Here is a 26,394-nt window from a genome sequence, read left to right as displayed (position 1 = left end):
GTTTGTTACACATTCTATTATTTACCCTTCATGTAATGATTTAGAATTTCACTTTGCACGATCCTAAAATTAATAGATAGTATTTTAGGTGAAAATATTGGAAGTTATTATTCAAATAATCATTTGAGTATATTGTGCTTTTAGATTAAAATTATTAATGTAAAATGTCAACATTAAAATGTTGGTTTGAATGAAAATAAAAAGGGAGAGTAAAATGAAAAACAAAAGAACCAGATCTATTGTACGTATTAGCCTTCTACTTCTTATGGCTTTAGCAGTAGCCTATACTCTTTATCAAAACTTTTTCACTGAAAGAATACGGGTTCAAGCAGGGGATCAAGCACCTGATTTTGTTCTTGAAGATATGAACGGTAACAACGTTCAACTTTCTGATTTAAAAGGAAAAGGAGTTTTTCTAAACTTTTGGGGTACTTGGTGCAAGCCTTGTGAAAAGGAAATGCCATATATGGAAAGACAGTATAACCATTTTAAGAATCTTGGTGTAGAGATATTGGCGGTTAATATTGCAGAAAGTGATATTGCTATTGAATCGTTTGTAAATAGGCATGGGCTTACATTTCCTATACTTAAAGATAAAGATCGAGCTGTGACGGAAGCATATGACATAACCCCGATTCCTACAACATTTTTGATCGATAAGAAAGGAAAAGTGTTAAAAGTGATCACAGGAAGTATGACCGAAAGGGATATAGCAAATTACATGGAACTCATTAAGCCATAGAATTAATAAACAGTTAGGTGGTATCTTTTTGGAACAACTAAGCTTATTTCTTGCATTTGGTGCAGGTCTTTTATCATTTATTTCGCCTTGTTCACTTCCTTTGTATCCAGCTTTTCTTTCCTATATTACAGGAGTGTCTATAAATGACCTAAAAGAAGGAAAAGGTATTTTAAGAAGGAAAGCTTTTATACACACCATCTTGTTTTTGGTAGGATTTTCCATCATATTTTTAGCTTTGGGACTTTCTACTTCTTTTATCGGTACATTTTTTATGGATTATCAAGATTTGTTAAGGCAACTTGGAGCTATTGTGATGGTGTTTTTTGGTTTAGTTCTAACAGGGGTTCTTAAATTTGATTTCCTACTTTCTGATAAGAAAATTCATTTTCAAAAGAGGCCTTCAGGTTATATTGGATCAATTTTAATTGGGCTTGGTTTTGCTGCTGGATGGACTCCTTGTACAGGTCCAATTCTTGCAGGTGTCATTGCATTAGGTGTATCAGACCCAGGAAAAGGATTACTATACATGCTGTTCTATGTCTTAGGTTTTTCTATTCCATTTCTATTAATGTCTTTATTTATCGATAAGATGACTTTTCTAAAGAAACACAGTGCAATCTTTATGTCAATAGGAGGCATTTTGATGATTGTGATGGGGGGATTATTGTACTTTAATATGATGACAAAAATTATTGCAGTCTTAACAAGTTTGTTCGGAGGATTTACTGGATTTTAAGGGGTTTTTAGAATCATTCTTTTTAATGGATTAAAAAGCAAATCTGAAAAATTAAAAGTGTAGTTAAGTATATTTAAATGATTAAATCGTAAGGAGTTATTAGAATGGAACATGTCAAATGCGAATGTGGTCACTCCATTCCACATGGAACGGTTCTTTGTGAATCTTGTGGACGAACTATCGGGAATAAGAAGGATGAAGTTTCTGAAAAACTATTGGATATGAGATACGATGGAGGCGCAAGACGCTCACAAACATATAAAAAGTCACTTATCGATAAGATTTGGAACTTTTTCTCATCCGTTAAAGTAGGAATTTGGATAATTGTTCTTCTTTTAATTGCTTCTGCGATTGGAACCATTTTTCCTCAAGAGATGTATATTCCTCCAACCGTTGTCCCACAAGAGTTTTATAAAGATGAATATGGATTTCTTGGACAAATGTATTATGAATTAGGTTTTCACAATCTATATAGTTCATGGTGGTATTTTTTATTAATAGCAGCTCTTGGGATATCACTTGTTGTCGCGAGTTTGGACCGGTTTATTCCATTGTATCGCGCTTTGAAAAAGCAAGGGATTACACGTCATGAAAGTTTCTTGCGTAGACAACGTCTTTTCAGTGAAACAAATGTCGAAGAGAACCTTGATGAACAACTGGATTTGATAATATCCAACTTGAAGAGGAAGCGTTATCAAGTACGTGAAGAAAATGGTCATTTTCTAGCTGAAAAAAGTCGATTTTCAAGATGGGGACCTTATGTGAACCATGTTGGACTAATTATTTTCCTCATTGGAGGAATGCTGCGATTTGTGCCGGGGATGTATGTAGACGAAATGCTTTGGATTCGTGACGGTGAAACAAGTGTTATCCCAGGAACCGATGGAAAATACTATTTAACCAGCGATAAGTTCATTATGGATACCTATCAAAAAGATCAAGAGGATGAAGTTTTTTCTAATACTCTTTCACGAGTCGGAGATGGAAATGTCGTTAAAAACTTTCAAACAAACGTGACTTTGTATGAACGAAAGGGTGAAATTGTTCACGGGGCAGAACCTGAACTTGAAAAGATAAAAGATGAACAAATTAGAGTTAATTACCCCTTAAAACACGATTCATATGCTCTTTATCAAACCTCTTATAAATTAAATGAACTAAATAAGTTTAATTTTAATTTAGTAGACAAAGAGACAGAAGAAAGTTTTGGCAAGATTAAAGTTGATTTGTTAGAGCCAAACAAGGAGTATGATTTAGGCAATGGGTATAAAGTTGAAATTGTGACTTATTTGCCAAACTTCTATTTCAATAGTGAAGGTGTACCTGATACAAAAAACCGTGTTCCCGACAATCCAGCATTTGTATTTAACATGATATCTCCTGAAAAACCAGAAGGTGAAAGAAGCTTTATTGCCATTAAACAAACATTTGACCCAGACGAAGATAATCAATTAAAAATGAAATTTGAAGGCGTTGAAACAAAAAACCTGTCAGCCCTTACAGTTCGGAAAGATAATACGTTATGGTTTCTAGGAGTTGGCGGTGCTATTTTCATGATTGGAGTTATTCAAGGAATGTATTGGAATCATAGACGTATATGGATTAGACGGGATGGTGACAACGTATTAATTGCAGGACATACAAATAAAAATTGGTATGGTATACAAAATGAAGTGAACGGTATTTTAAAAGAAACCAGCATTCAAGAACTAACCGATCAAACAAACGAGAAAAGCTAAAATTCGTAAAGGAGGAAATGATGTGGTAGCCCTTAGCAGTAACTTATTATATGCAGCATTCTTACTATATCTAGTTGCAACATTTTTATTTGGAGGAGCTATTCGAGATAAGAGAAAACAATATGAAAAACCAAGTAAATGGGCAAAAGTCGCAATAACTATCACTATTCTAGCTTTTGCTTCCCATTTGGGATATTTTATTACTCGATGGGTCGCTTCTGGACAAGCGCCTGTTAGTAATATGTTTGAATTCATTACAGCCTTTAGCATGATGATGGTCCTGGCTTTCATAATTCTTTATTTTATCTATAAGGTAGCAGTATTAGGTTTGTTTACTTTACCAATAACATTATTGATTATTGCTTATGGGAGTATGTTTCCGACAGACATTTCTCCATTAATACCAGCACTTCAAAGCGATTGGCTTGCTATTCACGTAACAACAACTGCACTAGGTTCAGCTATTTTGGCCAGTAGTTTCATTTCAGGGGTCATTTATTTACTTCGTTCTGTTGATCAGACGAAACGCTCAAAAGGGACCTTTTGGCTAGAAGTTGTCATGTACACGATTGTGGCGACACTTGCTTTTGTAGTGGTTACAAGTGTTTTCAGAGGGATGGAGTATGAAGCCGTCTACAAATGGGTTGATAAAAATGATCAAGAGGTTGAAATGACATATAATCTACCTTCCATTGTAGGTCCAAATCAAGGTGAATTACTTACAAAAGGTAAAATGGAAGCCTTTGTTGAAGTACCAGCTATCATTGCAGCAGGCAAACTAAACACAGTTATCTGGTCATCTGTTACAGGTTTATTTTTATACGGGGTGCTAAGACTGATTTTAAGAAAAAGAATTGCTGCAGCGCTTCAGCCATTAACGAAAAATATCAAACTTGATTTGGTCGATGAAATCGGATACAGATCCGTTGCAATAGGTTTTCCAATATTCACTTTGGGTGCTCTTATTTTTGCGATGATCTGGGCTCAAATTGCGTGGACGCGTTTCTGGGGATGGGATCCTAAGGAGGTATGGGCCTTAATTACATGGTTATTTTATGCTGCCTATTTACACCTCCGCCTATCGAAAGGTTGGCATGGTGAAAAATCAGCATGGCTCGGAGTAATAGGTTTTGGAATTATTATTTTCAACCTAATTTTCGTTAATCTAATTATTGCTGGTCTACACTCTTATGCATAAAGAAATAAATTCTTTTAAAGCTAACTAAAAGTTTATGTGATAAATCTAAATTCATTTTTATCTATGTTATTGGAGGGGAATAATCTTGTAGATCCCCTCCACTTATGTAAATTGACAGTATTTTTGAAAATGTATTTTAAACATATCCGAATTTCTATTCTTATTCAACTCTCCTTATGATGAAAAGAAAGTAGAACCATCGATTTAAAAATTTCATCATCGATATAGTAAAATGCTAATTTACCTTCCTTTCTATAGTTAGCTACACCTGAGCGTTTTAAAAACCTCAAATGATACGAAGCTGTAGCTATAGAGGACTGAATAATATTAGCCACATCACATACACAAAGTTCCCCTTCTATAGCTAATGAAAGAATAATCTTTAATCGTGTCTCATCAGCAAGAAGTTTAAATTTTTTTGATAGATGAAGTGTACTTTTAGAACTTAACAAATCTTGTAACCTTGATACTTTTATAGGGTCATAACAATAGATCTCACATTCATCTTTTAGAGTATCTTTTATATTTTTATCAACTAATGACAATTTTCCCACCTCATTAAAAATATGTGATTAGCTTATAATGAGCAAGCTTTAATGTCAATATTCAAATATTTACTTGAATAAAGAAGCGAAGTGTTTCATATTCTTTTATGTCACAAATCGTAAGATCAACATGTTACTTTATTTTCGCTCTTAGTTTATAAGTAATCCAAAAATCATCATAAGTTATTATAAATGAAGGGATGCATGTTTAATGGATAAAAACAAGAAAGGTGATTATATCCCTGCACTAAAATACCATTGGATGACTCGATTTTATGATCCGTTAATTCAATGGGGAATGCAAGAAAAAAAGTTTAAAACGCATTTAGTTAAGCAAGCAAACCTCCAACAAAAGGAAACGATAATGGATTTAGCTTGCGGTACAGGTACGCTGGCACTTTTAATACAGCAATCACAACCTGGTGTGCAAGTAATTGGGGTTGATGCTGATCCTGAAATATTATCAATTGCTATGGAGAAAATTAAAGAAACTCAAGTTAATAATATCACCTTTGAGGAAGGGTTTTCTTATAAACTTCCCTTTTCCAATAATCTATTTCATCACATATTTACAAGTTTATTTATTCATCATTTAACTCTGGAAATGAAAAAGAAAACATTTGAAGAAGTTTATCGGACACTCAAATCTGGTGGCCAATTCCATATTATTGATTTTGAAAAGCCACAAAATTGGTTGATGCGTGTTGCATTTTTTCCTATTCAATTTTTAGATGGGTTTGAAACAACTTCAAATCATGTTAAAGGGGTTATCCCTAGCCTATTAAAAGAAACAGGATTTGTTTTAATAGAAGAAACTGGACAATTTTCAACTATCACGGGCACACTAAGGGCATATAAAGCTTTTAAGCCATAAGCTGTTTGATTTTTTATCAGACTTCTTGCATTATGTAATTTTTAAATGTCCATTTTACTGTAAATAGTATTGACCATAAAAAATTAAAACAGAGAGATGGGAATGACATACATGGAGAATATTTCACCTTTAAAAGCAGTTACGGATATCTGGAAGGTTAAACGAGGCAAACCAGAAGACATTCTCTCTCGGCAACTATCTCGTTTAACTGACCTTATTAGTTTTGCAAGATCAAACTCTCAATATTACGCACAAAAATATAGCGAGTTGCCTGAACGGATTTCAAGCATACAGCAAATCCCTCCAGTCACCAAATCAGAACTCATGGACCATTTTAATGATTGGGTAACTGATCCAGAAATCACCATAGAAGGTGTAAAGGAATTCGTGTCAAATATGTCATTAGTTGGACATCTTTATTTAGGGCGCTATATGGTTTCGACCACTTCAGGGTCAACCGGAGTACCTGGAATCTTTATTCAGGATAAAGCTTCAGATACTATCATGAAAACATTAATGGCTATTCGCGGAACAACAAAATTAAAATGGAGTGACATATTGAAAGTAGCAGCCAAGGGCGGACGAAATGCGGCGGTATGTTCTACGGCTGGTCATTTTACGGCATTCAGCACAGCTGAACGTCTGCGTTTAAGAAATCCTTCGAACGGAAAAATTAGAGCTTTTTCTATCCAATTCCCCCTTTCCACGCTTGTAAAAGAATTGAATGAATATCAACCAGCCTTAATTGGGGGGTATGCAACAGCGATGGAAATTCTAGCAGAGGAACAAAAAGCAGGTCGGTTACATATTCAGCCTGTTGCAATCCTTTTGGGGGGAGAAAAGTTATATCCAAATGTTCGTGCGAAACTAGAATCTGTTTTCCAAGCTCGCGTTCTAGATCTTTACGGCGGTACAGAAGCAACAGCCATGACTTTCGAATGTGAAGAAGGTCAGTTTCATGTAAATACCGATTGGATTATATTTGAACCGGTAGATGAATTTTACCAACCTGTGCCATCAGGAAAACAATCCCATTCGGTTTTAATTACAAATCTGGCCAACAGAATTCAGCCCCTAATTCGTTATGAACTAACTGACCGTGTCACCATGTTTTCGGAACCATGCAAATGCGGGAGACCATTCCCGGTCGTTCAAGTCGAAGGGAGAACGGATGACATTTTAAAATTCTCTACCTCCAACGGTCAAATCGTTCATATTCTGCCCTTGGCTCTAAAAACCATTGTGGAGGAAATACTAGGCGTAAGGCGTTTTCAACTAATTCAAACGGCACCAGATAAATTAACAGTACGTTTAGAAGTAGACGAGGGTAATCTTAGAGATCAAGTTTGGGAAAATGTTAGAGAAGCCCTATTAGATTACTTTGCTACCCAGGGACTAACTAACCTTTCAATAGAAAAATCGGAAGAATTGCCACAAAGGCACCTTAAAAGTGGAAAGTACCAGCATGTTTTGATTGATTATCTTAAATAAAACAAATATTAAATAACATTGACGTATATTCTGTACGCTAAGAGATTTCAAATTTGCTTACAGTATTAAATTCACGTTTTTGCTCTGGACATATAAAGACAAGGCTAATTCACCTTAGTGTTGGAGAAATCAGTCTTATCTTTTCTATTTATTATATTAGATCCCAAATAGTACATAAAATAAATATCATAAACATTATTACTTTTAATAATAAGCTTTTTTTGTACTACACGTAACAAAAACGAACATTTTTGTTACGTGTAGTGATGATCAACTTTTAGTCTAGCTAACTCGTATAATGAGCGTAACAAAAATATGTCACAATATTATTCGTAACAATATTTATCACGAATGGATTTTGGTACAATATTTGATAGAGGAGAGGATGAACATGAAGTTTGGCTATATGCGTGTTTCTACATTTGATCAAAATTTGGATCGCCAAAAGAAACAACTTGAAGAATTTGGGTGTGATCGCATTTTCTTTGAAAAAGTAACTGGTACGAAACGAGGGCGACCGGAGTTGAATCGTATGTTGGAATTTTTGCGAATGAACGATACGGTTGTTGTGACGGATCTGACTCGTCTATCCCGTTCTACGAAAGACCTTATTGAAATTACAGAACTCATCTCACAAAAGGGAGCGCATTTAAAAAGTTTAAAGGAATCCTGGCTTGATACAACAACAGCACATGGGAAAATGTTGTTTACTATCTTTGCGGGTATTGCTCAATTTGAGAGAGATTTAACTTCTGAACGGACAAAAGAAGGGATTCTGGCTGCAAGGAAACGAGGAAAATATCCTGGAAGACCGAAAACCGATGAGGAAAAGGTTAAGTATGCCTTGTATCTTATGGACCAAGGGTTGAGTCGTACTGATGCTGCCGAGAAGGCTGGTATTTCTCGCATGACTTTGTATCGTAAGATGCAAAATAACAATAAAATCGAGTAGCAACCATCGGACAAAGGAATTCTGTCGATCATTTCTCAGATTTACTTTGCCCCTGGTTGCACGAACGCTGGTACTGCCCCTAGAAGGTGAATTGGATTATCAAAACTTATTATTGATTTGCCTTTTTGAATTATATGATATTACCGTTAAATATGCAGGGGATAGTGGTAAAAATCTATATCTAGTTTTTGATAAAATGACGATTACAGAAAATGAATTAATAAAGTATTGTAATGAATGGATAAGGGGGATAATTGGTATTGTATTTGAAAATTAACGACTTTATTATTCTTTCAAACAATTATTTGATTTTTTAATCATCTTTATTATTCCTATTACTAAAAAATTTAGAAAGAGAAAAAGTTAAATGAAGCTTGCTAGAAAAAAAAGATGTGGAAGTATTTCGCACCTGCCGTTTAGAAGGATTAATGAACATCCACCAAAATGGACATAAAATACGGACTGTTGGTTCGCAAATATAAAAAGGTTGTAGAGGAGTTGCTTCTTTCTCTACAACCTTTTATATTTATTTGTAAAATGATATTTGTAAAATACTATTATCTTTATCATCTATTATAAATACAATTTTTTTATAAATTGATGATAGTAAGTTTATACCCAAATTATTATTAATATCGCTATTTAACGAAATATTATCCGGTGAAGGAATAGCAAAGCTAATTGGATAATGACTTTGTAAAAAATTCAGTAAGTGTTTATGTTCTGAATCTATTGATGAAGAATTAGTAGATAGTGTGTCAAGTAAATAGTAACTTAATATTCTTTTCTCTGGTACAATAGGATCGGTTTCAGTCATCTCTAATGACACCATTTCTTCAGGGTCACTAACCAATGTATTTATCGTTTTTTTCTTATAAAAACAATTTAAAAAAGGGCTTAGAGTATTCTTTTTCACCGAGTCTCTAAAATTATCAATAGCTTGCTGTTTGGGGTGTGATAATAGAATAGCAATTTTATTATTGTCCTTATAACAATAATATCCTTTATTAAATAAGCATATAATATTATCATATTCGTATTTATTATTTTTATTTATATATATTAACTCTTGGAAATCATCAGAAATATAGTAGTATTTTGAAATTATCATTTGTTGCACAATCGATAAATTATTAGGTACTTCAATATTTCTTATGTTTGTTATTTTTTCTTTATGGTCGAAGTTAACAATTACATTATTTTCTGTATCTAAAATAACTAATTCTTCTCTAGAAATTTTTTTGAAATTTTTCATTTTATTTTACTGTCACTTTATTGGAGAAAATTTGTTGAACTATTAAAGTACTGTCTGGAGCTGTAAGTGCCGTTAAAGTACCTCCTACTTTTATTCTATAAGTTCCTGGCTTAAGGACCCAATTTATTCCCTGTGAAAATATTCGAGAATTAGAACCTGAGGAAGACCTTGTTGCTCTACCATAAAATAGCCATGTACCCTTTTCATTTTGTTTTTCAAAAGTATAGGTTAGACTTCCTCTTTGAATACTATGCACAGGGGAAATTAATTCTACAGTTGTTTCTGCTCCACCTTTTATTGGCCATGCTTTTGCTACTCCACCACCAACAATAGAGCTAAACAGCTGAATTTCTTTTTCTGGATTTTTTTCATCTACAGGTATTTCTTCATTTGCTACTTCATCTAAATATTGGAGAACTTGACCATCCTCATTTACATAAACTGATTCATTTGCAGATATATTTGGTACCAATGCAAATGATAGAACAAAAACTACTAATAATGCTAGAAAACTTTTAAATTTCAAAGAAAACAACCTCCTATTATATTAGTTTCAATTTCATTATATATCATAAAAGGATAATAATGGAAGTGTTTTCAGAAAATTTATTTGTTGTTCCATAGGAGCTATATAGATTGTTGAATGAGGGGGGAAAACTGAATAGAGGTGAAGTAAAAAAAGTTAATCATACATAGATTATTAAGTAGCACAAACAAGTTCTTAGTCTGTGCTACTTTTTTATTACCCTAAAATTGGTTCACTCTTCATATAACCTCTTTTTGCATGATATAGAATCCTGTGAGTTGATAGACTTTTAGTTTCAAATATTTCATTCAGTACAGTAATTACAGATATAGCACTATAACGATTAGTTATTAATCTCTGAGGATTGGATGCAGCTAGTTCCTGACAACTTAATTGAGAAGGAGCTATTTCATCATTGTCCTCTAAAATATCTGGATATAACGTACCTATTGGTTCTGAGAGTATTTTCCAATCAGACTTAAAACCACAAACCATTTGTCCAGTGAAACCTGAATCTTTATATTCTTCCAATTCCTCTTTCGTCCAGGACTCAATTGGTCTATTTCTGTGATCCTTTGGTAAGATAACATTTTCATTGCCCACATCAAAATATAGTAGGGTCTGAGCGGTGTTAAAATACTCATGGAATATCTTTCTTGAATAGTTATTATCAACACAAGAAATAAGAATAGGGACTATTCTATAGTTATATGGAATTCTTTCATAATTGAGTTGGAACAATGTGTCTATTGTTTTAGTGTCTTCTACATAACCTCCAGTGTAAGTGGCTATGTCTAGTTGATAAGCAGCACGATACCTTTTAGCTAAGACATCTGCTTTATTTTTACCTACATCTTTTGCTAAGCATAGTTGGTTATTTCTATTTTTTTCTTCATAAATATCTGGTTCAGCAATTATTAACTTTGCCGATATCTCAAACATACTTAACATTTGGCACAATTGCTGAATAACAATTCCTCCAGTACCTCCTGCGCCTATAACTAGAATCTGATAATATACTTCCCTTTGATAAGAGCGGCTTAAATCTATAGAAATAGGTTGCATCTATTCAACCTCCACTACAGTTAGATCATAGCCATTTACCTTTTGTTTAGTTGTCAATGTAAATTCAAATACTTTGCTACTATCTATAATAATATGTTCATTTAATTCTTTATTGAATGTACGAACTAGCACATCAGGGAATAATCCATTAATATTACCAATAATGGCATATAAAATAGGAGCACGCTGGTTGTCATCGTCTATTTTGGACGGAGTAGGACTTAAAATATGATGTGAATGTATTTCCATTACCTTTGAATACCTTCTCTCTATGAGTTTAAGAGCGGTCTCTTGTGCCTCTTCTGTAATAGTGACTAAATATCTGCTAACTCTTTGGGAAGGAATATCCATAAAAAATTCCTCAGTGTCATGATCAAAGTAAATATTAGCAAATACTTCAGTACCGTGATTATCTGAAAAGTACTTTGCAATATGGATAAAATCTAATAAGATTTGAAATGGAATCTTCTTTTTTTGATGTTTTAAAGAAGAGTCCTCGAAAGAGAACTCTTTATTATCCATGCTGCCATTTTTCTTTGCTTGCATAATAGGAATAACCACATCTTGTTTTTCTACATATACCAAGGTGGTATATTTAGGTACTAAGATTGGAAAGTCTTTTTCTAATTTCTTTCTAAGTTGTTCCTCACTAATAGGTTTATATTCAATTTCTCCATCCTCAGACGTTTTTTTAGATGGAAGTCCTCTTTCAATTTCGTCCTTGGAGAAATAATTAGTAACTGGATATTCATTCATCCCAAACCGAATAATGGTTTTACTTGTTAATTTAAAGTTATCTTTCTTATTTGTTGAACTCTTTGTAGAACTAGAATTAGTATCAGTCTTTAGCTTTGGTTTATTTTCCTTTATATCATTCATTTTATTAAGGTCAACTTTTTTAGTCTCCACTTCAATATCAAATAGTGAAAAGATATCATCCTGTTTTATTGTCATTTTCAATTCCTCCATATTGTATTTTTATTATAGATTCTCTAAAATTTGAATTTTCGAATGTGGTAATAAGATTTCATCATCAAATTGTTTATTTTCATATTTTTTAAATAATGCTGCCACACTTAAATTAGTAGTTGTTTTTGCTCCATAATCTTCTCCAAAAGGTGCCTGCAAAAACAATAAATGCAAACTGTTTAATTGATAGATGTCATCTATTTCAGGAAAAGTATTTCCTCCCATGCAAACATGACCATCTAAAGATACATGTGAAAAGGGGAAAAGAAATACTTCCTTATCTTTTGTCAAAAATTTGGAGCCTTTAACAGCAACAATGTTTTTCAATTTTACTTTTTTCTCCATTACTTCATATAAGAAGATTAGTCTTGGTAGTCCAACCTGTTTAAATAGTGTTTTTCCATACCGCATATCAAGTTGTTGTTTTGGTACCTCTATATATACTAGTTGATGCTTTACTAATTCATTAATCCAAACATGTTTCACGCAATTTTTTGGAAGAATTGGAGTTTGAGAATCAATTATGTAATCCTCTATACTTTCTTGAAGAATACTAAAAAGATTAGGGAGGGTAATGTTATATAATCCCTCTACCATTCTTCCATTTAACTTAATCATTTGATCCAATGACTCTAAAGTATTATTGAAATCAGAAGTGATTTGTAACACTTCGACTTGTGCATTTAAGTGCTGTGGTTCATCACTAAGCCGAAAGATAATGTCCATTTTGCTGTTCCTCCAGTTTTTCGTAAATATTATTAGTCTCATCAGCCACCTCTATTAAAGCTGATAATAATTCATGATAAAATCCATCAAAAATGAATCCAATAATAATACCCAAAGACTCCTCTACAAATGCTTCACATTCTAAATCAATGTGATTCAAAGTTGACTTAATAAAGGCTATATACTCATCTTTTTGACTAGAAAGTAGTATTTTTTCCACTTTAAAGCTATTCAACACTATATACCATTCTGCATTTGGGTTGAATACACTCTCGATTTGTTTAGCAAGTGAGATTTCTTCTGGATCATCCGTATAAACTGTTGCGTGTTTTGTATCAAAACCTAAATCATTCATACCTCGCATTAAAAAATCGTATCCAGGATTAGACATAAAACCTACTTCTACTCGATAGTTACCGTATCCACTTACATCCACTTTAGCGTCATGGAGAATCTTTAACATTAATAAGTTAGAAATTGAATAGTCATAACTTGCTTTAGACTCTGCATCCATCAAAATTGATGTCATTTTCTTCACCTCTCCTAAATAAAATCATCCTCATAACAATATATTTTTTTGGTTTCTTGACTCCAACGGACAAAAAATTCTTGGGTTTGCATATAAGAGGACCACATATTATTTTTTATATTGTCATAGTCTTCTTCAGAAAAATCATCCGTATATTCATCCGATGGTAAATAATAGAATTCATTGAAGGCAAGAATTGCTTCATCATAGGTAAATGAATTGAAATTAATACTTTCTGTTGCAGAATGGTTAATAACTATATCCATAAAGTAGGCCATTCCTGCTTCCGATGAATTTGGTTTAACAATAATATTTTTATTTTTAATTTCCTGTGAGAGTTTCCTCATATTTATTTTCATAAATCCTCCAATAGAAAAAGAAGAAAGGAGAGCCTTTCTTCTTACATTTTGTTATTTATTTCTCACCGGAAGAATCAATTGTATTTCCTCATGAGAAGAATCACATGGTGTTAATAAAAATGGACGCATAGAACCTTGGTATTTAAAGGACACATACTCTGATTCCATTGCTTTTAATGTATCGATCATATAATTATTATTAAAGGCAATATCAAAATTATCTTCACCTTCTAAACTTTCATAATCGATTTCAATTTTTCCGCTTCCAGTTTGCGCTTGATATGTTGATAAAGTCGCAACTCCATTTACATGGAGTTTAACGATTCCTTTAGTCTCATTATCTGCTGCATTAGTCAAACCATTAATCATTTCAAAGCCTTCCAAAAATTCTTTTCTGCTTATTTTCATTTCAGCAAGATGCTCTTTTGGAATTAAGCGGCTTACATCTGGATAAGTTCCTTCTAATAGACGGCAATAAAAAGTGAGATTATTATTTTGTAAAATAAGCATTCGATCATTTTCACAAAACACAGTAACTTTCTCACTTAAATCAAAGGATTTCAAACTTTCCAATATTGATTTTGCTGGGATAATAATCTTCCTGGACTCCTTATGAGATTCTGTGACGTCAATAACGCCTAAACGGTGAGAATCCGTACAGACAAGTCGTAGCTTATCTTCTGTAATTTCAAAACAAATTCCTTGTAGAACTGGTCTAGCATCAGAACTTGAAGCTGCATACCCTGTTTTTTTGATAAATGAATTAAATTCGGTTCCTTTAATAGACAGAGTTGGCTCTATACCATCAAATCTAGGTAATTTAGGATACTCTTCTGCCTTAAAAACTGATAGTTTAAATTCACTCTTTTTTTTCTTCCCATGTTTTATTACTAATTGCGTATCATCTAACGAAATGCTTAATTCGGTTTTAACTTTCTTAGCAATTTCATATAACTGATAGGGAACAACTACCTTACCTTCTTTATTAATAAGTATTGACTCATCTTCGAATAAAACTGGTAATTCATAACGGATAGTAGTGTTTAAATCAGATCCAATAACGATTATCTTATCTGACTTAACTTCTAAATAAAAACCTTGTAGTATTGGATTTGATGTTTTAGTTTTTACTAATTTCTCTACTTTTGAAAGGACCTCTAATAAACTCTCTTTATTAATAATAAATTCCATGTAATTTCCTCCTAAAAAAGGTTAAAAAAATAACACAAAAGTATTTTTGTGTTTGTTTACGCTGTTTGATGTTCAAACATATTATTTTTTATATCACCTTCAATAAATCCATTGATTTCTTTAATATCTTCTCTGTTCAAACGTATTAAACAAGAATGAAGGCTATCGATTTTCTCTTGTGGTTTTAAAATTCTCACATAATTTAATACATTTTCAACAGGTATTTTATAATGAATACTCATTTTAACTAAGTCACTTACGGGTTTTAAAGTATCATAGTATTTAATTAACTCTTTGTCAGTAGCCTTTTCCTTAATATCTTTTATTTCAACACAATCAGATTTAGTATCAGAATTTATATGATGAAATAACTCCATTGCTGCTCTTGGTTTAAGATTGATTTTATTTATAAATTCTGTGATGGAAATAAAATAAGAATTCCTATTGAAATTGTTATTTCCAGTCTTCTTATCAATTTCTCTTTTTTTATTGTTATTATCGGTAGTACTAGTTGTTTCTTTGTTTTTTCCTTGTTTTTGCTCATTAGGTGGTAAAGCCCAATCAGGTAAACGCGGTGGATCATAATATCCCACTACTTTATTTTTTTTATCATTCAAGTAGATAGAATTATTACTTTTAGTTTCAGAGATTTTAACATATATAGGCTCTAATTTGTATAAATAACGCCCAATACCAAACTGTACAGCAGCTCGCTTCATCGCATTCGATAAACCACCCTTAAAGGCTTCAAAATTAGAAGGTTCAGAACCATCCGATTTGGTAATCCATTGGCCATTAATATAACAACTAAGTTCACAAATTATACCACCGGAGAATTCTACGTATGAGTTTTTCCAGCCGCCAATACCAAATACTTCATCTAGTCTATTTTGAATAGCTCTGTTATTCACGTAAGCTACTACAAAAGCATAAGCTCCGTTGTTACCTTTGTTACTTGTTTGAACTTTCCATTCTATATCATTTTGTGAGAATGGTTGTCTTAATTTGTTAAGAATTTCTTCTGTAGATTGCGTCGTCATTTTTTTCTCTCCCTTTCTTAGAATAATTTATAACTCTTTTACATCGATAAACATAAAAAAGCCTTTGGAGAGATAGGGAAAGAATAGCAAAATGCTATTCTTAAAATCTATCAACCCAAAGGCTGTATGTTTATTTTAGAAACCGCAAATCCAAAAGGATCGCCAAAAAATTAAAAAATATAAAAAAGTTATAATTAAATTATACATTTTGTCTCCAACTGTAACAACTATTAAATAATTCATTCTATATATTTTTTAAAGTCTATGATATACTCTATTTAGATTAATAGTAAACATGAAAGCGATAACCGCTAGTATCCTCTTATCTAAGGGGGTATTAGCGGTTTTTTTTATTTTTTTGGAAAGAAGGGGAAAAATGATGAGAAATTTAAACCAAATTTGTATTGAAGATGATGTTGAAAGACTTATTATTTTGAGGAAACGATTGAAGTTAAATCAATTTCAATTCGCGAAAGAGATAGGCATCAGTAGCAGCTATTTAAGAAAAGTGGAAAGTAGAACAATTCCTTTTCCATTTAAATTCCGAAAAAAAATTGATGAATACTTAAAACAGGAGCATTTAATCTATGAAAAAGGTTCTAACCTCTATAAGTGATGAACAGATCATCGGGGCAATACAATCAAATGATGTAGAAATTGTATTCTATGATTCTAACTTCATTAACCATGAAGAAGAAAATTACATCTTTAATTTGTTAATTATTACTTCAGATGAAATAAACAATCAGTTCCTTACGTCTCTTAAAGTCCATGATATTTACATTTTGGGTAATTCAAATGACAATAAAGCAAATAGGAGAAACATGTATTTCTTTGAGAATGAGGATTCGCTCAGAAAGGCTCTATTCATCTGGCCAAAGAAAGTAAAAAATAATCAAGATAAAGATATTAGTACTTCTGAGAATACACTCAATATGGAGATTCAAGTTGACCAGGGACCTTTACATACTTCAATTACAGGTGAGGCACAAGAAAATAAAATAACTGACTCCATTGAAACTTTTGATTGTAATAATGCACCACCGGTGAATATTAAAGATGATTTCCCATCGACGGAATATCCTATTAGTATTAGTCATTTCAGTACAAATAAAATTGAAGCTATGAGAAAGCAATATGTATACAAAGGGAAACAATACCCACAAAACAAAACGATTGCTGTATGGTCTCCACTTCATCGTATAGGAGTATCGAGTTTTATTCTAAACTTTGCAATATACCTTCAAGAACAAAAAATACAAACAGCTGTTATAGAGGCAATGCAACCTCCAAAATTATCTAGTGTTTTGTCTAGATATGAACCAATGCCGGTTAATTTTCGTTCTTTTATAGAAGTGTTTCATTTAGAAGAATATGAACTTATGGAATTAGATTATCACAAAACGAATTGGCAATATATGGGAGTTCTGTGGCTGCCTATTGGAGAAAAAGATTATGTTTATAACTGGACTGAGGACTTTTTAGAGGTGTATTTTCAATTTTTTCGATATCATGATGTAATTTTAACAGATTTGCCAAGTGGAAAGATGACCGAAGAAACAGAAAAAGTACTTCAAAATATAGATGAACTTTGGGTAATGGTAGACAATTCAATTGTAGATATTTTAATGTGGAAAAAATATATTCACCAATTAAGAGAAAGACATGGAATATCAATGAAATTAATCTATAATCGTAGTTTTCCATTTAGTAAGATTAACTCTTTAGTGAATGGCCTTGAACTCCCGATAATAGGCACCCTTCCGGATCTAACAGAAGAATATATTCGATTACAATATAAAAAGAAGCCTCTTATCTCATTTGATGAAGTAAGGGAAAAAGTAAAAGAGAATTATGAACATCTTATTAAGGCGGGATTTCAATTGGATTCCATATCAAATCCAAAAAAATTGCCTCTCAAAACAATTATCAAAAAACTTTTCCAATGAAGAGGTTGAATAGAACTTAAATAAAGTGCTATGATAAATACATAAATTGTATATATTTTAGTATTTTGTTGCTTTCTTTTTGATAAGCGGTTTAATAATTAATAATAGCGGACTTTGGTTCGTAGTTTTGAGGAGTATTTCTGTCCTTTAACTACATACCAAAGTCTTTTTTTTTGGAGGTGAAGGAGATGAAATTACAAGAAGTAAAAAAAGTACTATTTAGTGGAAAAGGCAAAATCATAATCAGCATTCATACTATGCAGCGATTAGAGCAAAGAGGTTATACCAAAGCAGATATAGTTACTGCCATATTAAATGGAGAAATAGTGGAAAGGCAATCCATTTCAAAAGTTGCAGTACTTGGAAGAGATACTGACGATAATCCAGTGGTTGTAGTAATTGCAAAAGTATCAAATCATCAATTTAAGATTGTTACAACTATGCCACCAATTGATCGTAGTAGATTTAAATATTGTATTTAACAAGACGAAAGAGGAGGATAAGTATGAATTCCTTATATAGAAAAACAAAAGTAAAAGGGTTTTATGAATATTATCGTACTCCTTGTCCTATTTGTGGCAAAACAGGAGCATGCATGACCAATGAAGATAATAGCAAAGTAGTATGCATTCGAGTAGAAAGTGACATTCATTTTTCAAAAAACTCCGCGTTAATTAGTTACTTGCATGTATTAAAAAAAGATAATAGAAATAAAGTGAATGTAAAGGAAATGGCTGAAGAAGTAAATGGATTTCCCAAAAAGGACAGTATCACATTAGATACAATCTATCATGCGCTTTTAGATAATCTAATTTTAGATGATTTTCATTATAATCATTTAACTTCAAATGAACGCAAATTGAGTGATGAACAAATAACTATCAGAAATTATAAATCATTCCCTGATAAGCCGTGGACTATTGTTAAAGCCATTAGCAATGATTTAGGGATAAATGATTTTCAAGGGATACCAGGGTTCTATTTTCAAAATGGTTATTGGAGTATAGCAGGAATGAAAGGAATTCTCATTCCTTACAGAAACCAATATAACCAAATCGAAGGCTTTCAATATAGAATTGATAACCCACCGAATATAGTGGAAGTTAAACTTAATGGGAAAGAATTTCAGGCTAAAGTAATCAAACAGCCAAATGTTGTAGAAGTAAAATATAAAGGAAATATCATATTTCAAGGCGAGGTTCCTCTACAAAAGGAATGGACTACTATTACAGATAATAATGAGTTATTGGGATGGATTAGAGTTAAAAAAGCGAATAGATATTACTGGTTAAGTTCTGCCAATAAACCTAATGGGACAGGTTCTGGTAATCCAGCACCTATTCATGTATCAATTCCTAGTACAAAGTTAAAAAAATGGGTTCCTGGTACTCTTTATAAAGCTAAAACCGTGTGGCTTGGTGAAGGAGCTTTAAAAGGAGATATAGCAGTTGACTTAATGGCTAATCTATATGATCCATTAGAGATAGATCAAATTGGAGATACTTTCATTAGTCTTCCTGGTGTAGGAGCATGGAGGTTAGCAATCCCAGTATTGAAAGAGATGGGGGTTCAAACTATTAATATTTGTTTCGATGCAGATGCTATTGAGAATGTTTATGTAAAAAAACATCTATTGGAGTGTGCAAAGGAATTAAAAAAACAAAAATTTCATGCTAATTTAATTGTTTGGAAAGAATCGGATGGAAAAGGGATTGATGATTTATTATTAAAAAATAAAATCCCTAACATTAAAAGGATTTATTTGTGATTTTTCATAATTCTCCGGAATAATTTCATAATTGACCGGAATAGTTTTTCATAATTATTCGGAATGAAAAATTGAGTAATCTTAAATTGATTTAAGATTACTCAATTATATATTATTATATCTTTTAAACTTATAAGTAAAATAACTTTTTTGGGGGTGATTATTTATTGAACAAAAAATTACTTTGTGTAGTTAAACCTAGAAAAGATGAAAATATCTTTAGTTATATTAATAGATTATCAATTGAAAATATGTATGAAACAAATACATGGATATTAAACGATTCTGATTTTAATCACTATATTGGTCCTCGCAATCTGCTACCATGGAAATTTGATTTTTCATCTTTAATGAATTTAACTGGCTTGTCACTTAATGAATTATTAATAACTACATTTTATAACGAGTTTGATTATGAAAAAGGAAAATTTAAGCATTTTAATTTTACTTTGTATCAAGACAGTTTGATGAATGCTCATGCTAAGGTATGTCCTAGATGCCTTGAAACTGTTGGTATTCATCATAAATTATGGGATATAAGAATTTTTTTAGTATGTCCAATACATAATTGTTTCCTTGTTTCTTCATGTAGTAGCTGTGGAAAACCAATTAAACAATATAGAAAGAAGTTTTATTATTGTAAATGTAATAAGGACTTAAGGACCTTAAAAGTTAAAAATGCTGACGAAAGCAATTCCTTCGTGTCAAGAATCATCTATTATAAATTTAACTCTGATACCAGAAATTTTAAAGAAAGTAATCTAAATTTGTTAACTAAACTTGATCTAAAATATATCTTATTGATTTATCACTTTTTTATAAGATTGTACTATAGAGATAAGAGTAGAGTAGGGAGTATTTCAATTCCATTTGAATATGAAGATAGGGAATTTACTACCTTAATTATGAACATTACAAAAAGATTCGAAAATTGGCCTGTTAATTATTCTGATTTTTTGGAATTGTACAGAAATTTTAAGAAGTGTAAGCCTAAATATGATAGAGGCAGTTATATTAATAACTTTGGCTACTTTTTTATTGATTTATATAATAAGTATAATCATCCTCAAATGGACTTCTTAAGAAATGAATTTGAAAATTATATATTTAAAAACTGGGATAGTTCATTAATTTCAAATAGTAGGAGTTTTAACAAGGATATTTATAGTGCTTATTATCTTTCATTATCACAAGTCGCTAACATGTTAAAATGCAAACATGTTACTGTAAAAAAACTTATAGCTAATGGATTTCTTAAAGCGAGTATTACCAAGGAGAGAGAAGAATTTTTATTAATATCAAGAGAAAGTGTTAATAGATATCTTTCAAATAAAAGATTCTTGGTTAATAGAAAAGTAACAAGTAGTATTTTAAACATATCACTTAACGGTGTGATTTCTTTAGAAAAGACTCTTTTGGAAGTAAAAAGTTCTCCAATCATTAATGGTACTAATGAAGTATTATATGACCGGCGGAAGATTGACCAAATCTTCCGAATTATAGAGAAAAGGTATGAAAGATATTGTTTACAAAGTAATCAAATTTCTTGTAATGAAGAAGAGCTAACAGATATTACAAAGAGTATTAAATATTCAGTAGGCACTAATTTATCCGATATGATTACACTTATAGTCAAGGGGAAAATACGTGTGGTTGATAAAAGAGTGAAAGATACAGGCTTAAAACGATATCTTATTAGAAAAAATGAAGTATGGGAAGAGTCATTAAAAAATAAGTTAGAAACAGGAAAAGGGGTATTATCTCGACTGGAACTAGTTAAATACCTAGGGATAAAAAATAGTCAAATTAGTTTGTTAATCAAATATGGGCTATTAAAACCAACCGAACTAATGGAAAAGCCATATTTTTCAGTAAATGAAGCAAAAAAATACAAAAATAATTATATTAATTTATCTCAGCTTAGTGATCTTGTTTCCCAAGACATTGACTTACTGTTAAACACATTAACTAGTAAAGACATTAGCCCTGTATTAAATCATTTCCAGAATAAATTTAAAATATATAGTAAAAGTGATGTAAAGCTAATTATAGAAGAATAAATATAAAATCTCAGCTTTTTTGAATAATTAATAAAATTCAGTAGATTCAGTCATTAGAAAGCTATTTTAATCTTTATTAGATTATGTTAATTACGCTTTTTAAGAATAATAAGCGTTTACCATCGTTTAATTCAGGTCCTGAAACAGCAATCAATTTCCCCTTATTATATTTTTTTAATATTCTTTTTGTACTAATAGATTTAATCATAGAAATTTGAAAGGTTGTAAAGTACTTGGATTCAAATTTAGTAAAGGAATCGTTTGTAATAGCCCCTGAGCTATTAGTTTTAAGTCTATTTGTACAAATCCAATATTCAATATCCTTTTTCTTAACACCAAACAAGAAGGCAACATCTTTTTGCGATAAAACTCCACTTTGTTTAGCCAGTTTAACAACAATATTTCGAACTATTTTAAAAAGTACTCTTTTTGAAACCAAAGAATTACCCAAAACTTTTTTATCTAATTCGAATGGTAAGCACCCTGCCAACATTGCTTTAATTACAACAAAAGAGTAATGTACACCAACCCACTGAAAGGCTTTATTTAAAATAATTTTTGGTCCAATTATTAGAGTGGTTCTCTGTTGTAACCTTAAAGTGATTTCTTCTAATTTGCCAATAGGGATTTGCCATTGCATTACAGAACCAGTTTGTATGTTAATAGCTGGCCATAATACATTATTGGAAAGTATGTTAAAAGTAACTTTTGGGCTTGTCCGCCAAGTATTCCGTAAGTGTTCTTTTGAAATCGATTCTTTGTAAAGGGACAACCATTTTTCGATTTCAATTTTTTTCACAAAGAAAAATTCCATTTCCTTGAAGTTACACATAAACAGCTGAAAATAATCACTTCTTTTAATTGTATCTTCTTTTAATTTAGTAATTTCACATGCCTTTTTTATACTAATAAATTGATTTGGATAACTATTTGGTAATTGATTCTTAAGTATATAGTTCATAAACTCAGTGTGCAATGGTTCCAAATTAGTGCCAATTAACTTATTAACAGCATTACAAAATAGACGAAAACTATTAAGGTTGTTTTTATTTTTCATCAATCTAATGAATGTATAAAATTGCTTTGGCCAATCCCTCAATAATATGTAAGCGTGTATGTATAAAGGACAAGATTGAATAAGTGTTTTTGATTTTTTTAAACGGCTATTAACAACTGCGTTTCCGCTATATTTAAAACCATCTAATGTTATAATCTCATCAATATTGATTGTTTGTGGTATCCAAGTTGCTAAAAACTCTAATGCATAATAGAATGTCGAAGAATTTGAAATCCAATCATTAATATTAACAGTTTTATCATGGGAGAAAAATTTATCAACCTCTTGTTGATAATTAAATAGAAGAGATAATGTAACATTTTTGGGTTTAGCTGAAGATAAAGGCATCCCACAAACACATTTATCGGAAATAACGGTCTTAATATTTATATCTCTAGAACAATACATACATTTATCAATTAGAAATAATTTGTGCTTTCTACATATAAAACTATATGTAAAACTCCAGTCTAAACGGTGAATCGGTTCCTCTATTAAACATACTGGACAAACCTTTGTTGTTTGGTATGAAAACCAAGGGCACTTAATAGTGTTCTTGGTATAATCTACTCTTAAACCGTGAAATTCTAATAGATAAGTAAAAGTCATACTGTTTGCAAGCTGATATTCGATGCGTAAAAAGTTTGAAGTATCTTTAATATGGTTTTGTTCGCCCCAATTCATTAAATTAACATTAGGCTGATAACCTGTAAATACGGAAAAGTGATCATTAATCCATTTTATGTTATCCATTAAGTTTTCTTTTGCCGTCCTATAAAAGAATCCAGTAAGGCTTTCGTTGTTCTTAGGCTTTAAATAAAAAAGTAACATGATGTTCTTCACCTCAAATATAATAATCTCCAAAAAAATACTCTGGTAAACTAGGTGATAATATGGAACAAGTTAGAAAAATAAAACCATCCAAAAAAGGCAGCTTTAGAGGCTTTATAAATAGCAAAAAGTCTAATGAAATGGTTGCTTGGGAGAGTCTGTTAGAGAAGGACTTCATTAAGGTTTTAGATTTTGATCCTTCAATCATAAAAATTCAATCTCAACCAATAAAAATAGAATACAGATATAAAGGGAAGATATACAAATATTTTCCTGATTTTTTAGTGGAAACTAAGGATAAACAGTATATTATTTTTGAAGTTAAGCCAGAGGATAAGATTAAAGAAGAAGATAATAAAGTTAAATTTGAAGTAGGGAAAATATATTGTGAAAAAAAAGGATGGAAATTCAAAATAGTTACAGAAAAAGATATAAGACAAGGATATCTAATACAAAACCTCGATAAGATTAGAGGAGTCGACGAAAGGTTAACTAAAGAAAGTACAAAAATAAAAATTTATAATTTTATACAAAAAAATGGAAAAAGTAAGATGGAAGATATCATAAAGTTTGATGATAGTATACCTAGTCCAGAAATTTATTCGAATTTATACTATATGATTTATAATCAGCAATTAAATATTGATCTCATAAATGAATTACTCAATGATGAAACTTTTATAGATATTGTGAGGGGATAGTTACTAATGAGTATGTTTGCATTTTTAGCAGGAACAAAGTTAATGATAGATGAAGATAGATATATAGTTAGAAGAGAAATAAATGGAGCAATCGAACTAGAGAATTTAAATTACAATAAAATCGAGATTTGGGATAAAGAACACTTATTAGAAAAGTGGAATAAAGAAGAATTAGTATTCAGAAATAACGATTGGCGCAGCAGTGAATCTGAAATTAGGGACTTTTCATTGCTAGATATAGATTCAGTTAACGAGGCTAAAAGAAGGTATAAAATTATAAAACCAGTGATAGACGGAGAGATACTACCTGCAGAAATTAAGAGTTATTTAGATACGATAGAACCAAAAGTTAGTAAAACAACCTTTTATGAATGGAAGAGTAGATGGGAAAAATATGAAGATATTCGAACTCTTGTAAAAAAGAAGCCTGGTCCCAAAAATCATTATACAAAGGGAGAGATAGTCGAACTAATAGAAGAACTGGTAAATGAATTCCAATATAGTGGTGAAAAGTTTACAGATGAACATCTTTTTTCTGAATTTTCATTAAGAATCGAAGAAATTAACAGATTTAGAGATGATAAAAATAAAATTAAAATAGTATCTCGTTCTACATTTTATAGAAGGAAGAAAACTATAGAAGACAAATTTAGAAAAGAAGAGATTAGGCTTGGTAAAGTTGAAACTGAATTGAGGAAGAAAGGTTCTAGAAAAGAAGTTGTAATTACTAAACCCTTGGAAAGAGTGGAGATTGATTGGACACCTGTCGATGTCTTATTAATTAATCCATCGACACTAAAGCCAGAACGTCCTTGGCTAGTCTATGCAATAGATAAAGCTACCGGTCATCCACTAGGATTTTATGTAACATTTAAGGATGTAAATGCATCTGCGGTGAAACAATGTCTATTACATTCTATTATGCCAAAAACGTACCTGAAAAAATTATATCCCTTAATAGAAAATGATTGGGTAGCATATGGAAAACCCTCTGAGGTAGTATTTGATAATTCAATAATAAATGAATCGTATGATGTTAAGGATACTTGCCAACAGTTAAATATAAATGTTCACTTTTGTAAAGTTGGTGCTGGTTATCAAAAGGGAACTATCGAGAGAGGATTTAGAACACTTAACACTACATGGATTCATACATTAAAAGGAACGACTTTTTCAAATGTTTATGAGAAAGGATTATATGATTCTGTAGGAGAAGCTTGTATAACAATGCAGACGTTTATTTATATGGCTCATCTGGTGATGGTAGATGTAATTGCGAATTCTTATGATAAGAGACGAGGAGGAAAGCCAAAGGATCTATGGCTTAAAGGATTAGTGAATAATCCTTTGCTACAATTACCTATACCACAAAGCAAAAAAGAGCTTAAATTAATTTTTATGAGTGGAATAGATTATAGAAAGATACAAAATAAAGGCGTTGTTATAGAAAACGAATACTATAATAGTAAAGATTTAATGGAACTTAGAGCTAACTTAATTAACGAGGTAAAACACGAAAAGAAAATTGGGTCTGTTAAAGTTCGATATGACTTAGCGGATATGAGATCTGTTTATGTTTATGATAAATTTAAAAAAATATATATTCAAGCAAATAACACATCTCTTGAAAGAAAGGAAATTCCCACGAATTTACCTGTTTATTTGTCTCAGTTAGAACTAGACTCTTCGGTAAGAACACTTGGCGCTAACAAAGATGATGTAACTAATTTAGCAAAAACCATAAGAAAAGTAAAAGAGCTCACAAATTGTGATAAAAAGAAATATAACCAACAAAAACGCAACTTGGAACAGTTGAATAAACGAGATTTGCCTAAGAGTTATAATTATGAAGGTATTTCTTCAATGGGATTAGCGGAACTACAAATAGAAAGTCCTATTGAAGCTGATACAATAGTTGTTCATTTTGATGAACAGAAAGAAAGGGAAAATAAACAGAAAAAATATGCAACTAAAAGTAAAAAAGAGCAATTACAAGATGAAGAAACAATGATTGGGAAAAGTAATAGTGATTATATTGATTTAGACTCATTACCAGATTATGGAGTGAGTTTCAAAAAATGAGGTCATAAC

Annotated in this window: 26 protein-coding genes; 15 read left to right on the top strand and 11 right to left on the bottom strand. The window is 31.4% G+C overall.

What is annotated here, in order from left to right:
• Window positions 1-214: 214 nt before the first annotated feature.
• From resA to ccsB, 4 genes are all read left to right on the top strand, one after another.
• Entirely contained in the window at window positions 215-742 is a 528-nt protein-coding gene (gene resA, locus NiCM35_RS20920) for a thiol-disulfide oxidoreductase ResA (protein WP_047943218.1), read from the top strand.
• A 28-nt stretch (window positions 743-770) separates the two neighbouring features.
• Complete coding sequence (locus NiCM35_RS20915; protein WP_047943219.1) at window positions 771-1,478, top strand: cytochrome c biogenesis CcdA family protein; 708 nt, start codon at window positions 771-773, stop codon at window positions 1,476-1,478.
• A gap of 104 nt (window positions 1,479-1,582) precedes the next feature.
• The gene (gene resB / locus NiCM35_RS20910; RefSeq protein WP_047943220.1) at window positions 1,583-3,217 is read left to right on the top strand and encodes a cytochrome c biogenesis protein ResB; all 1,635 of its coding nucleotides are present in this window, start codon (window positions 1,583-1,585) and stop codon (window positions 3,215-3,217) included.
• 22 nt (window positions 3,218-3,239) lie between these two features.
• A complete protein-coding gene (gene ccsB / locus NiCM35_RS20905; protein ID WP_047943221.1) occupies window positions 3,240-4,415 on the top strand; it encodes a c-type cytochrome biogenesis protein CcsB in 1,176 nt (391 codons plus the stop codon).
• A gap of 164 nt (window positions 4,416-4,579) precedes the next feature.
• On the opposite strand, the gene NiCM35_RS20900 is transcribed toward ccsB, so the two are convergent.
• A complete protein-coding gene (locus NiCM35_RS20900; RefSeq protein ID WP_082138369.1) occupies window positions 4,580-4,960 on the bottom strand; it encodes an ArsR/SmtB family transcription factor in 381 nt (126 codons plus the stop codon).
• 211 nt (window positions 4,961-5,171) lie between these two features.
• Here NiCM35_RS20900 and NiCM35_RS20895 point away from each other — a divergent pair, with 211 nt between their 5' ends.
• The 4 genes from NiCM35_RS20895 (at window position 5,172) to NiCM35_RS20880 (ending at window position 8,554) form a co-directional block, all read left to right on the top strand.
• Window positions 5,172-5,834 carry a class I SAM-dependent methyltransferase gene (locus NiCM35_RS20895; protein WP_047943222.1) on the top strand — a complete coding sequence of 221 codons (663 nt, stop codon included), beginning with the start codon at window positions 5,172-5,174 and terminating at the stop codon, window positions 5,832-5,834.
• A gap of 102 nt (window positions 5,835-5,936) precedes the next feature.
• A complete protein-coding gene (locus NiCM35_RS20890) occupies window positions 5,937-7,325 on the top strand; it encodes a phenylacetate--CoA ligase family protein (protein WP_047943223.1) in 1,389 nt (462 codons plus the stop codon).
• 391 nt (window positions 7,326-7,716) lie between these two features.
• Window positions 7,717-8,277, top strand: a complete 561-nt coding sequence (locus NiCM35_RS20885; protein ID WP_047943224.1) for a recombinase family protein — start codon at window positions 7,717-7,719, stop codon at window positions 8,275-8,277.
• A gap of 91 nt (window positions 8,278-8,368) precedes the next feature.
• Window positions 8,369-8,554, top strand: coding sequence for a hypothetical protein (locus NiCM35_RS20880; RefSeq protein ID WP_047943225.1), 186 nt, complete (start codon window positions 8,369-8,371; stop codon window positions 8,552-8,554).
• Window positions 8,555-8,803: 249 nt separating this feature from the next.
• Here the strand turns inward: NiCM35_RS20880 and NiCM35_RS20875 are convergent, their stop codons facing one another.
• The 9 genes from NiCM35_RS20875 to NiCM35_RS20835 all read right to left on the bottom strand — a co-directional run bounded on the left by NiCM35_RS20875 (window position 8,804) and on the right by NiCM35_RS20835 (window position 15,937).
• The gene (locus NiCM35_RS20875; protein ID WP_047943226.1) at window positions 8,804-9,532 is read right to left on the bottom strand and encodes a hypothetical protein; all 729 of its coding nucleotides are present in this window, start codon (window positions 9,530-9,532) and stop codon (window positions 8,804-8,806) included.
• A 1-nt stretch (window position 9,533) separates the two neighbouring features.
• Window positions 9,534-10,058: a hypothetical protein gene (locus NiCM35_RS20870; RefSeq protein WP_016204963.1), complete on the bottom strand. Its 525-nt coding sequence runs from the start codon at window positions 10,056-10,058 to the stop codon at window positions 9,534-9,536.
• A 216-nt stretch (window positions 10,059-10,274) separates the two neighbouring features.
• Window positions 10,275-11,123 (bottom strand): ThiF family adenylyltransferase, encoded by an 849-nt coding sequence (locus NiCM35_RS20865; RefSeq protein ID WP_047943227.1) that lies wholly within the window; start codon window positions 11,121-11,123, stop codon window positions 10,275-10,277.
• A complete protein-coding gene (locus NiCM35_RS20860; protein WP_047943228.1) occupies window positions 11,124-12,077 on the bottom strand; it encodes a hypothetical protein in 954 nt (317 codons plus the stop codon).
• Between the two features lie 27 nt (window positions 12,078-12,104).
• Window positions 12,105-12,818, bottom strand: a complete 714-nt coding sequence (locus NiCM35_RS20855; protein WP_047943229.1) for a hypothetical protein — start codon at window positions 12,816-12,818, stop codon at window positions 12,105-12,107.
• Window positions 12,796-13,347, bottom strand: a complete 552-nt coding sequence (locus tag NiCM35_RS20850; protein WP_047943230.1) for a hypothetical protein — start codon at window positions 13,345-13,347, stop codon at window positions 12,796-12,798. The genes NiCM35_RS20855 and NiCM35_RS20850 overlap by 23 nt, the downstream gene beginning before the upstream one ends.
• 14 nt (window positions 13,348-13,361) lie before the next feature.
• Window positions 13,362-13,706 (bottom strand): hypothetical protein, encoded by a 345-nt coding sequence (locus NiCM35_RS20845; protein WP_047943231.1) that lies wholly within the window; start codon window positions 13,704-13,706, stop codon window positions 13,362-13,364.
• A gap of 51 nt (window positions 13,707-13,757) precedes the next feature.
• Window positions 13,758-14,897: a DNA polymerase III subunit beta gene (dnaN, locus tag NiCM35_RS20840; RefSeq protein WP_016204957.1), complete on the bottom strand. Its 1,140-nt coding sequence runs from the start codon at window positions 14,895-14,897 to the stop codon at window positions 13,758-13,760.
• 56 nt (window positions 14,898-14,953) lie between these two features.
• Window positions 14,954-15,937, bottom strand: coding sequence for a Rad52/Rad22 family DNA repair protein (locus NiCM35_RS20835; protein ID WP_053215732.1), 984 nt, complete (start codon window positions 15,935-15,937; stop codon window positions 14,954-14,956).
• A gap of 376 nt (window positions 15,938-16,313) precedes the next feature.
• Between NiCM35_RS20835 and NiCM35_RS20830 the strand changes: the two genes are divergently transcribed.
• The 5 genes from NiCM35_RS20830 (at window position 16,314) to NiCM35_RS20810 (ending at window position 21,714) form a co-directional block, all read left to right on the top strand.
• Window positions 16,314-16,553, top strand: a complete 240-nt coding sequence (locus NiCM35_RS20830; protein WP_040344260.1) for a helix-turn-helix domain-containing protein — start codon at window positions 16,314-16,316, stop codon at window positions 16,551-16,553.
• Window positions 16,525-17,886 (top strand): hypothetical protein, encoded by a 1,362-nt coding sequence (locus tag NiCM35_RS20825; RefSeq protein WP_047943232.1) that lies wholly within the window; start codon window positions 16,525-16,527, stop codon window positions 17,884-17,886. Before NiCM35_RS20830 ends, NiCM35_RS20825 begins: the two co-directional genes overlap by 29 nt.
• Window positions 17,887-18,074: 188 nt before the next feature.
• On the top strand, window positions 18,075-18,368 hold the full coding sequence (locus NiCM35_RS20820) for a DUF4258 domain-containing protein (RefSeq protein ID WP_016204952.1): 294 nt from the start codon (window positions 18,075-18,077) through the stop codon (window positions 18,366-18,368).
• Between the two features lie 23 nt (window positions 18,369-18,391).
• Window positions 18,392-19,654: a DUF3854 domain-containing protein gene (locus NiCM35_RS20815; RefSeq protein ID WP_016204951.1), complete on the top strand. Its 1,263-nt coding sequence runs from the start codon at window positions 18,392-18,394 to the stop codon at window positions 19,652-19,654.
• Between the two features lie 167 nt (window positions 19,655-19,821).
• On the top strand, window positions 19,822-21,714 hold the full coding sequence (locus tag NiCM35_RS20810; RefSeq protein WP_016204950.1) for a TniQ family protein: 1,893 nt from the start codon (window positions 19,822-19,824) through the stop codon (window positions 21,712-21,714).
• Between the two features lie 76 nt (window positions 21,715-21,790).
• Here the strand turns inward: NiCM35_RS20810 and NiCM35_RS20805 are convergent, their stop codons facing one another.
• Window positions 21,791-23,602 (bottom strand): TniQ family protein, encoded by a 1,812-nt coding sequence (locus tag NiCM35_RS20805; RefSeq protein WP_016204949.1) that lies wholly within the window; start codon window positions 23,600-23,602, stop codon window positions 21,791-21,793.
• 62 nt (window positions 23,603-23,664) lie between these two features.
• Between NiCM35_RS20805 and NiCM35_RS20800 the strand changes: the two genes are divergently transcribed.
• Window positions 23,665-24,303, top strand: coding sequence for a TnsA endonuclease N-terminal domain-containing protein (locus tag NiCM35_RS20800; protein ID WP_053215733.1), 639 nt, complete (start codon window positions 23,665-23,667; stop codon window positions 24,301-24,303).
• A 6-nt stretch (window positions 24,304-24,309) separates the two neighbouring features.
• Window positions 24,310-26,385, top strand: coding sequence for a TnsB C-terminal domain-containing protein (locus NiCM35_RS20795; protein WP_016204946.1), 2,076 nt, complete (start codon window positions 24,310-24,312; stop codon window positions 26,383-26,385).
• Window positions 26,386-26,394 lie beyond the last annotated feature (9 nt).

The sequence above is a fragment of the Niallia sp. M35 genome (genome assembly GCF_050971705.1).
Taxonomy (GTDB): Bacteria; Bacillota; Bacilli; order Bacillales; family Cytobacillaceae; genus Niallia; species Niallia circulans_A.
This window is presented reverse-complemented; position numbering and strand designations above follow the sequence as displayed.

Bases quoted from the DNA above. Each gene is read 5' to 3' on its own strand.
- NiCM35_RS20865 (WP_047943227.1), bottom strand. From the start codon at position 11,123: ATGCAACCTATTTCTATAGATTTAAGCCGCTCTTATCAAAGGGAAGTA.
- NiCM35_RS20875 (WP_047943226.1), bottom strand. From the start codon at position 9,532: ATGAAAAATTTCAAAAAAATTTCTAGAGAAGAATTAGTTATTTTAGAT.
- NiCM35_RS20830 (WP_040344260.1), top strand. From the start codon at position 16,314: ATGATGAGAAATTTAAACCAAATTTGTATTGAAGATGATGTTGAAAGA.
- NiCM35_RS20820 (WP_016204952.1), top strand. From the start codon at position 18,075: ATGAAATTACAAGAAGTAAAAAAAGTACTATTTAGTGGAAAAGGCAAA.
- NiCM35_RS20890 (WP_047943223.1), top strand. From the start codon at position 5,937: ATGACATACATGGAGAATATTTCACCTTTAAAAGCAGTTACGGATATC.
- NiCM35_RS20895 (WP_047943222.1), top strand. From the start codon at position 5,172: ATGGATAAAAACAAGAAAGGTGATTATATCCCTGCACTAAAATACCAT.
- NiCM35_RS20885 (WP_047943224.1), top strand. From the start codon at position 7,717: ATGAAGTTTGGCTATATGCGTGTTTCTACATTTGATCAAAATTTGGAT.
- NiCM35_RS20855 (WP_047943229.1), bottom strand. From the start codon at position 12,818: ATGGACATTATCTTTCGGCTTAGTGATGAACCACAGCACTTAAATGCA.
- NiCM35_RS20835 (WP_053215732.1), bottom strand. From the start codon at position 15,937: ATGACGACGCAATCTACAGAAGAAATTCTTAACAAATTAAGACAACCA.
- NiCM35_RS20800 (WP_053215733.1), top strand. From the start codon at position 23,665: ATGGAACAAGTTAGAAAAATAAAACCATCCAAAAAAGGCAGCTTTAGA.
- NiCM35_RS20825 (WP_047943232.1), top strand. From the start codon at position 16,525: ATGAAAAAGGTTCTAACCTCTATAAGTGATGAACAGATCATCGGGGCA.
- NiCM35_RS20845 (WP_047943231.1), bottom strand. From the start codon at position 13,706: ATGAAAATAAATATGAGGAAACTCTCACAGGAAATTAAAAATAAAAAT.
- resA (WP_047943218.1), top strand. From the start codon at position 215: ATGAAAAACAAAAGAACCAGATCTATTGTACGTATTAGCCTTCTACTT.
- NiCM35_RS20850 (WP_047943230.1), bottom strand. From the start codon at position 13,347: ATGACATCAATTTTGATGGATGCAGAGTCTAAAGCAAGTTATGACTAT.
- resB (WP_047943220.1), top strand. From the start codon at position 1,583: ATGGAACATGTCAAATGCGAATGTGGTCACTCCATTCCACATGGAACG.
- NiCM35_RS20860 (WP_047943228.1), bottom strand. From the start codon at position 12,077: ATGACAATAAAACAGGATGATATCTTTTCACTATTTGATATTGAAGTG.
- NiCM35_RS20815 (WP_016204951.1), top strand. From the start codon at position 18,392: ATGAATTCCTTATATAGAAAAACAAAAGTAAAAGGGTTTTATGAATAT.
- NiCM35_RS20805 (WP_016204949.1), bottom strand. From the start codon at position 23,602: ATGTTACTTTTTTATTTAAAGCCTAAGAACAACGAAAGCCTTACTGGA.
- NiCM35_RS20795 (WP_016204946.1), top strand. From the start codon at position 24,310: ATGAGTATGTTTGCATTTTTAGCAGGAACAAAGTTAATGATAGATGAA.
- dnaN (WP_016204957.1), bottom strand. From the start codon at position 14,897: ATGGAATTTATTATTAATAAAGAGAGTTTATTAGAGGTCCTTTCAAAA.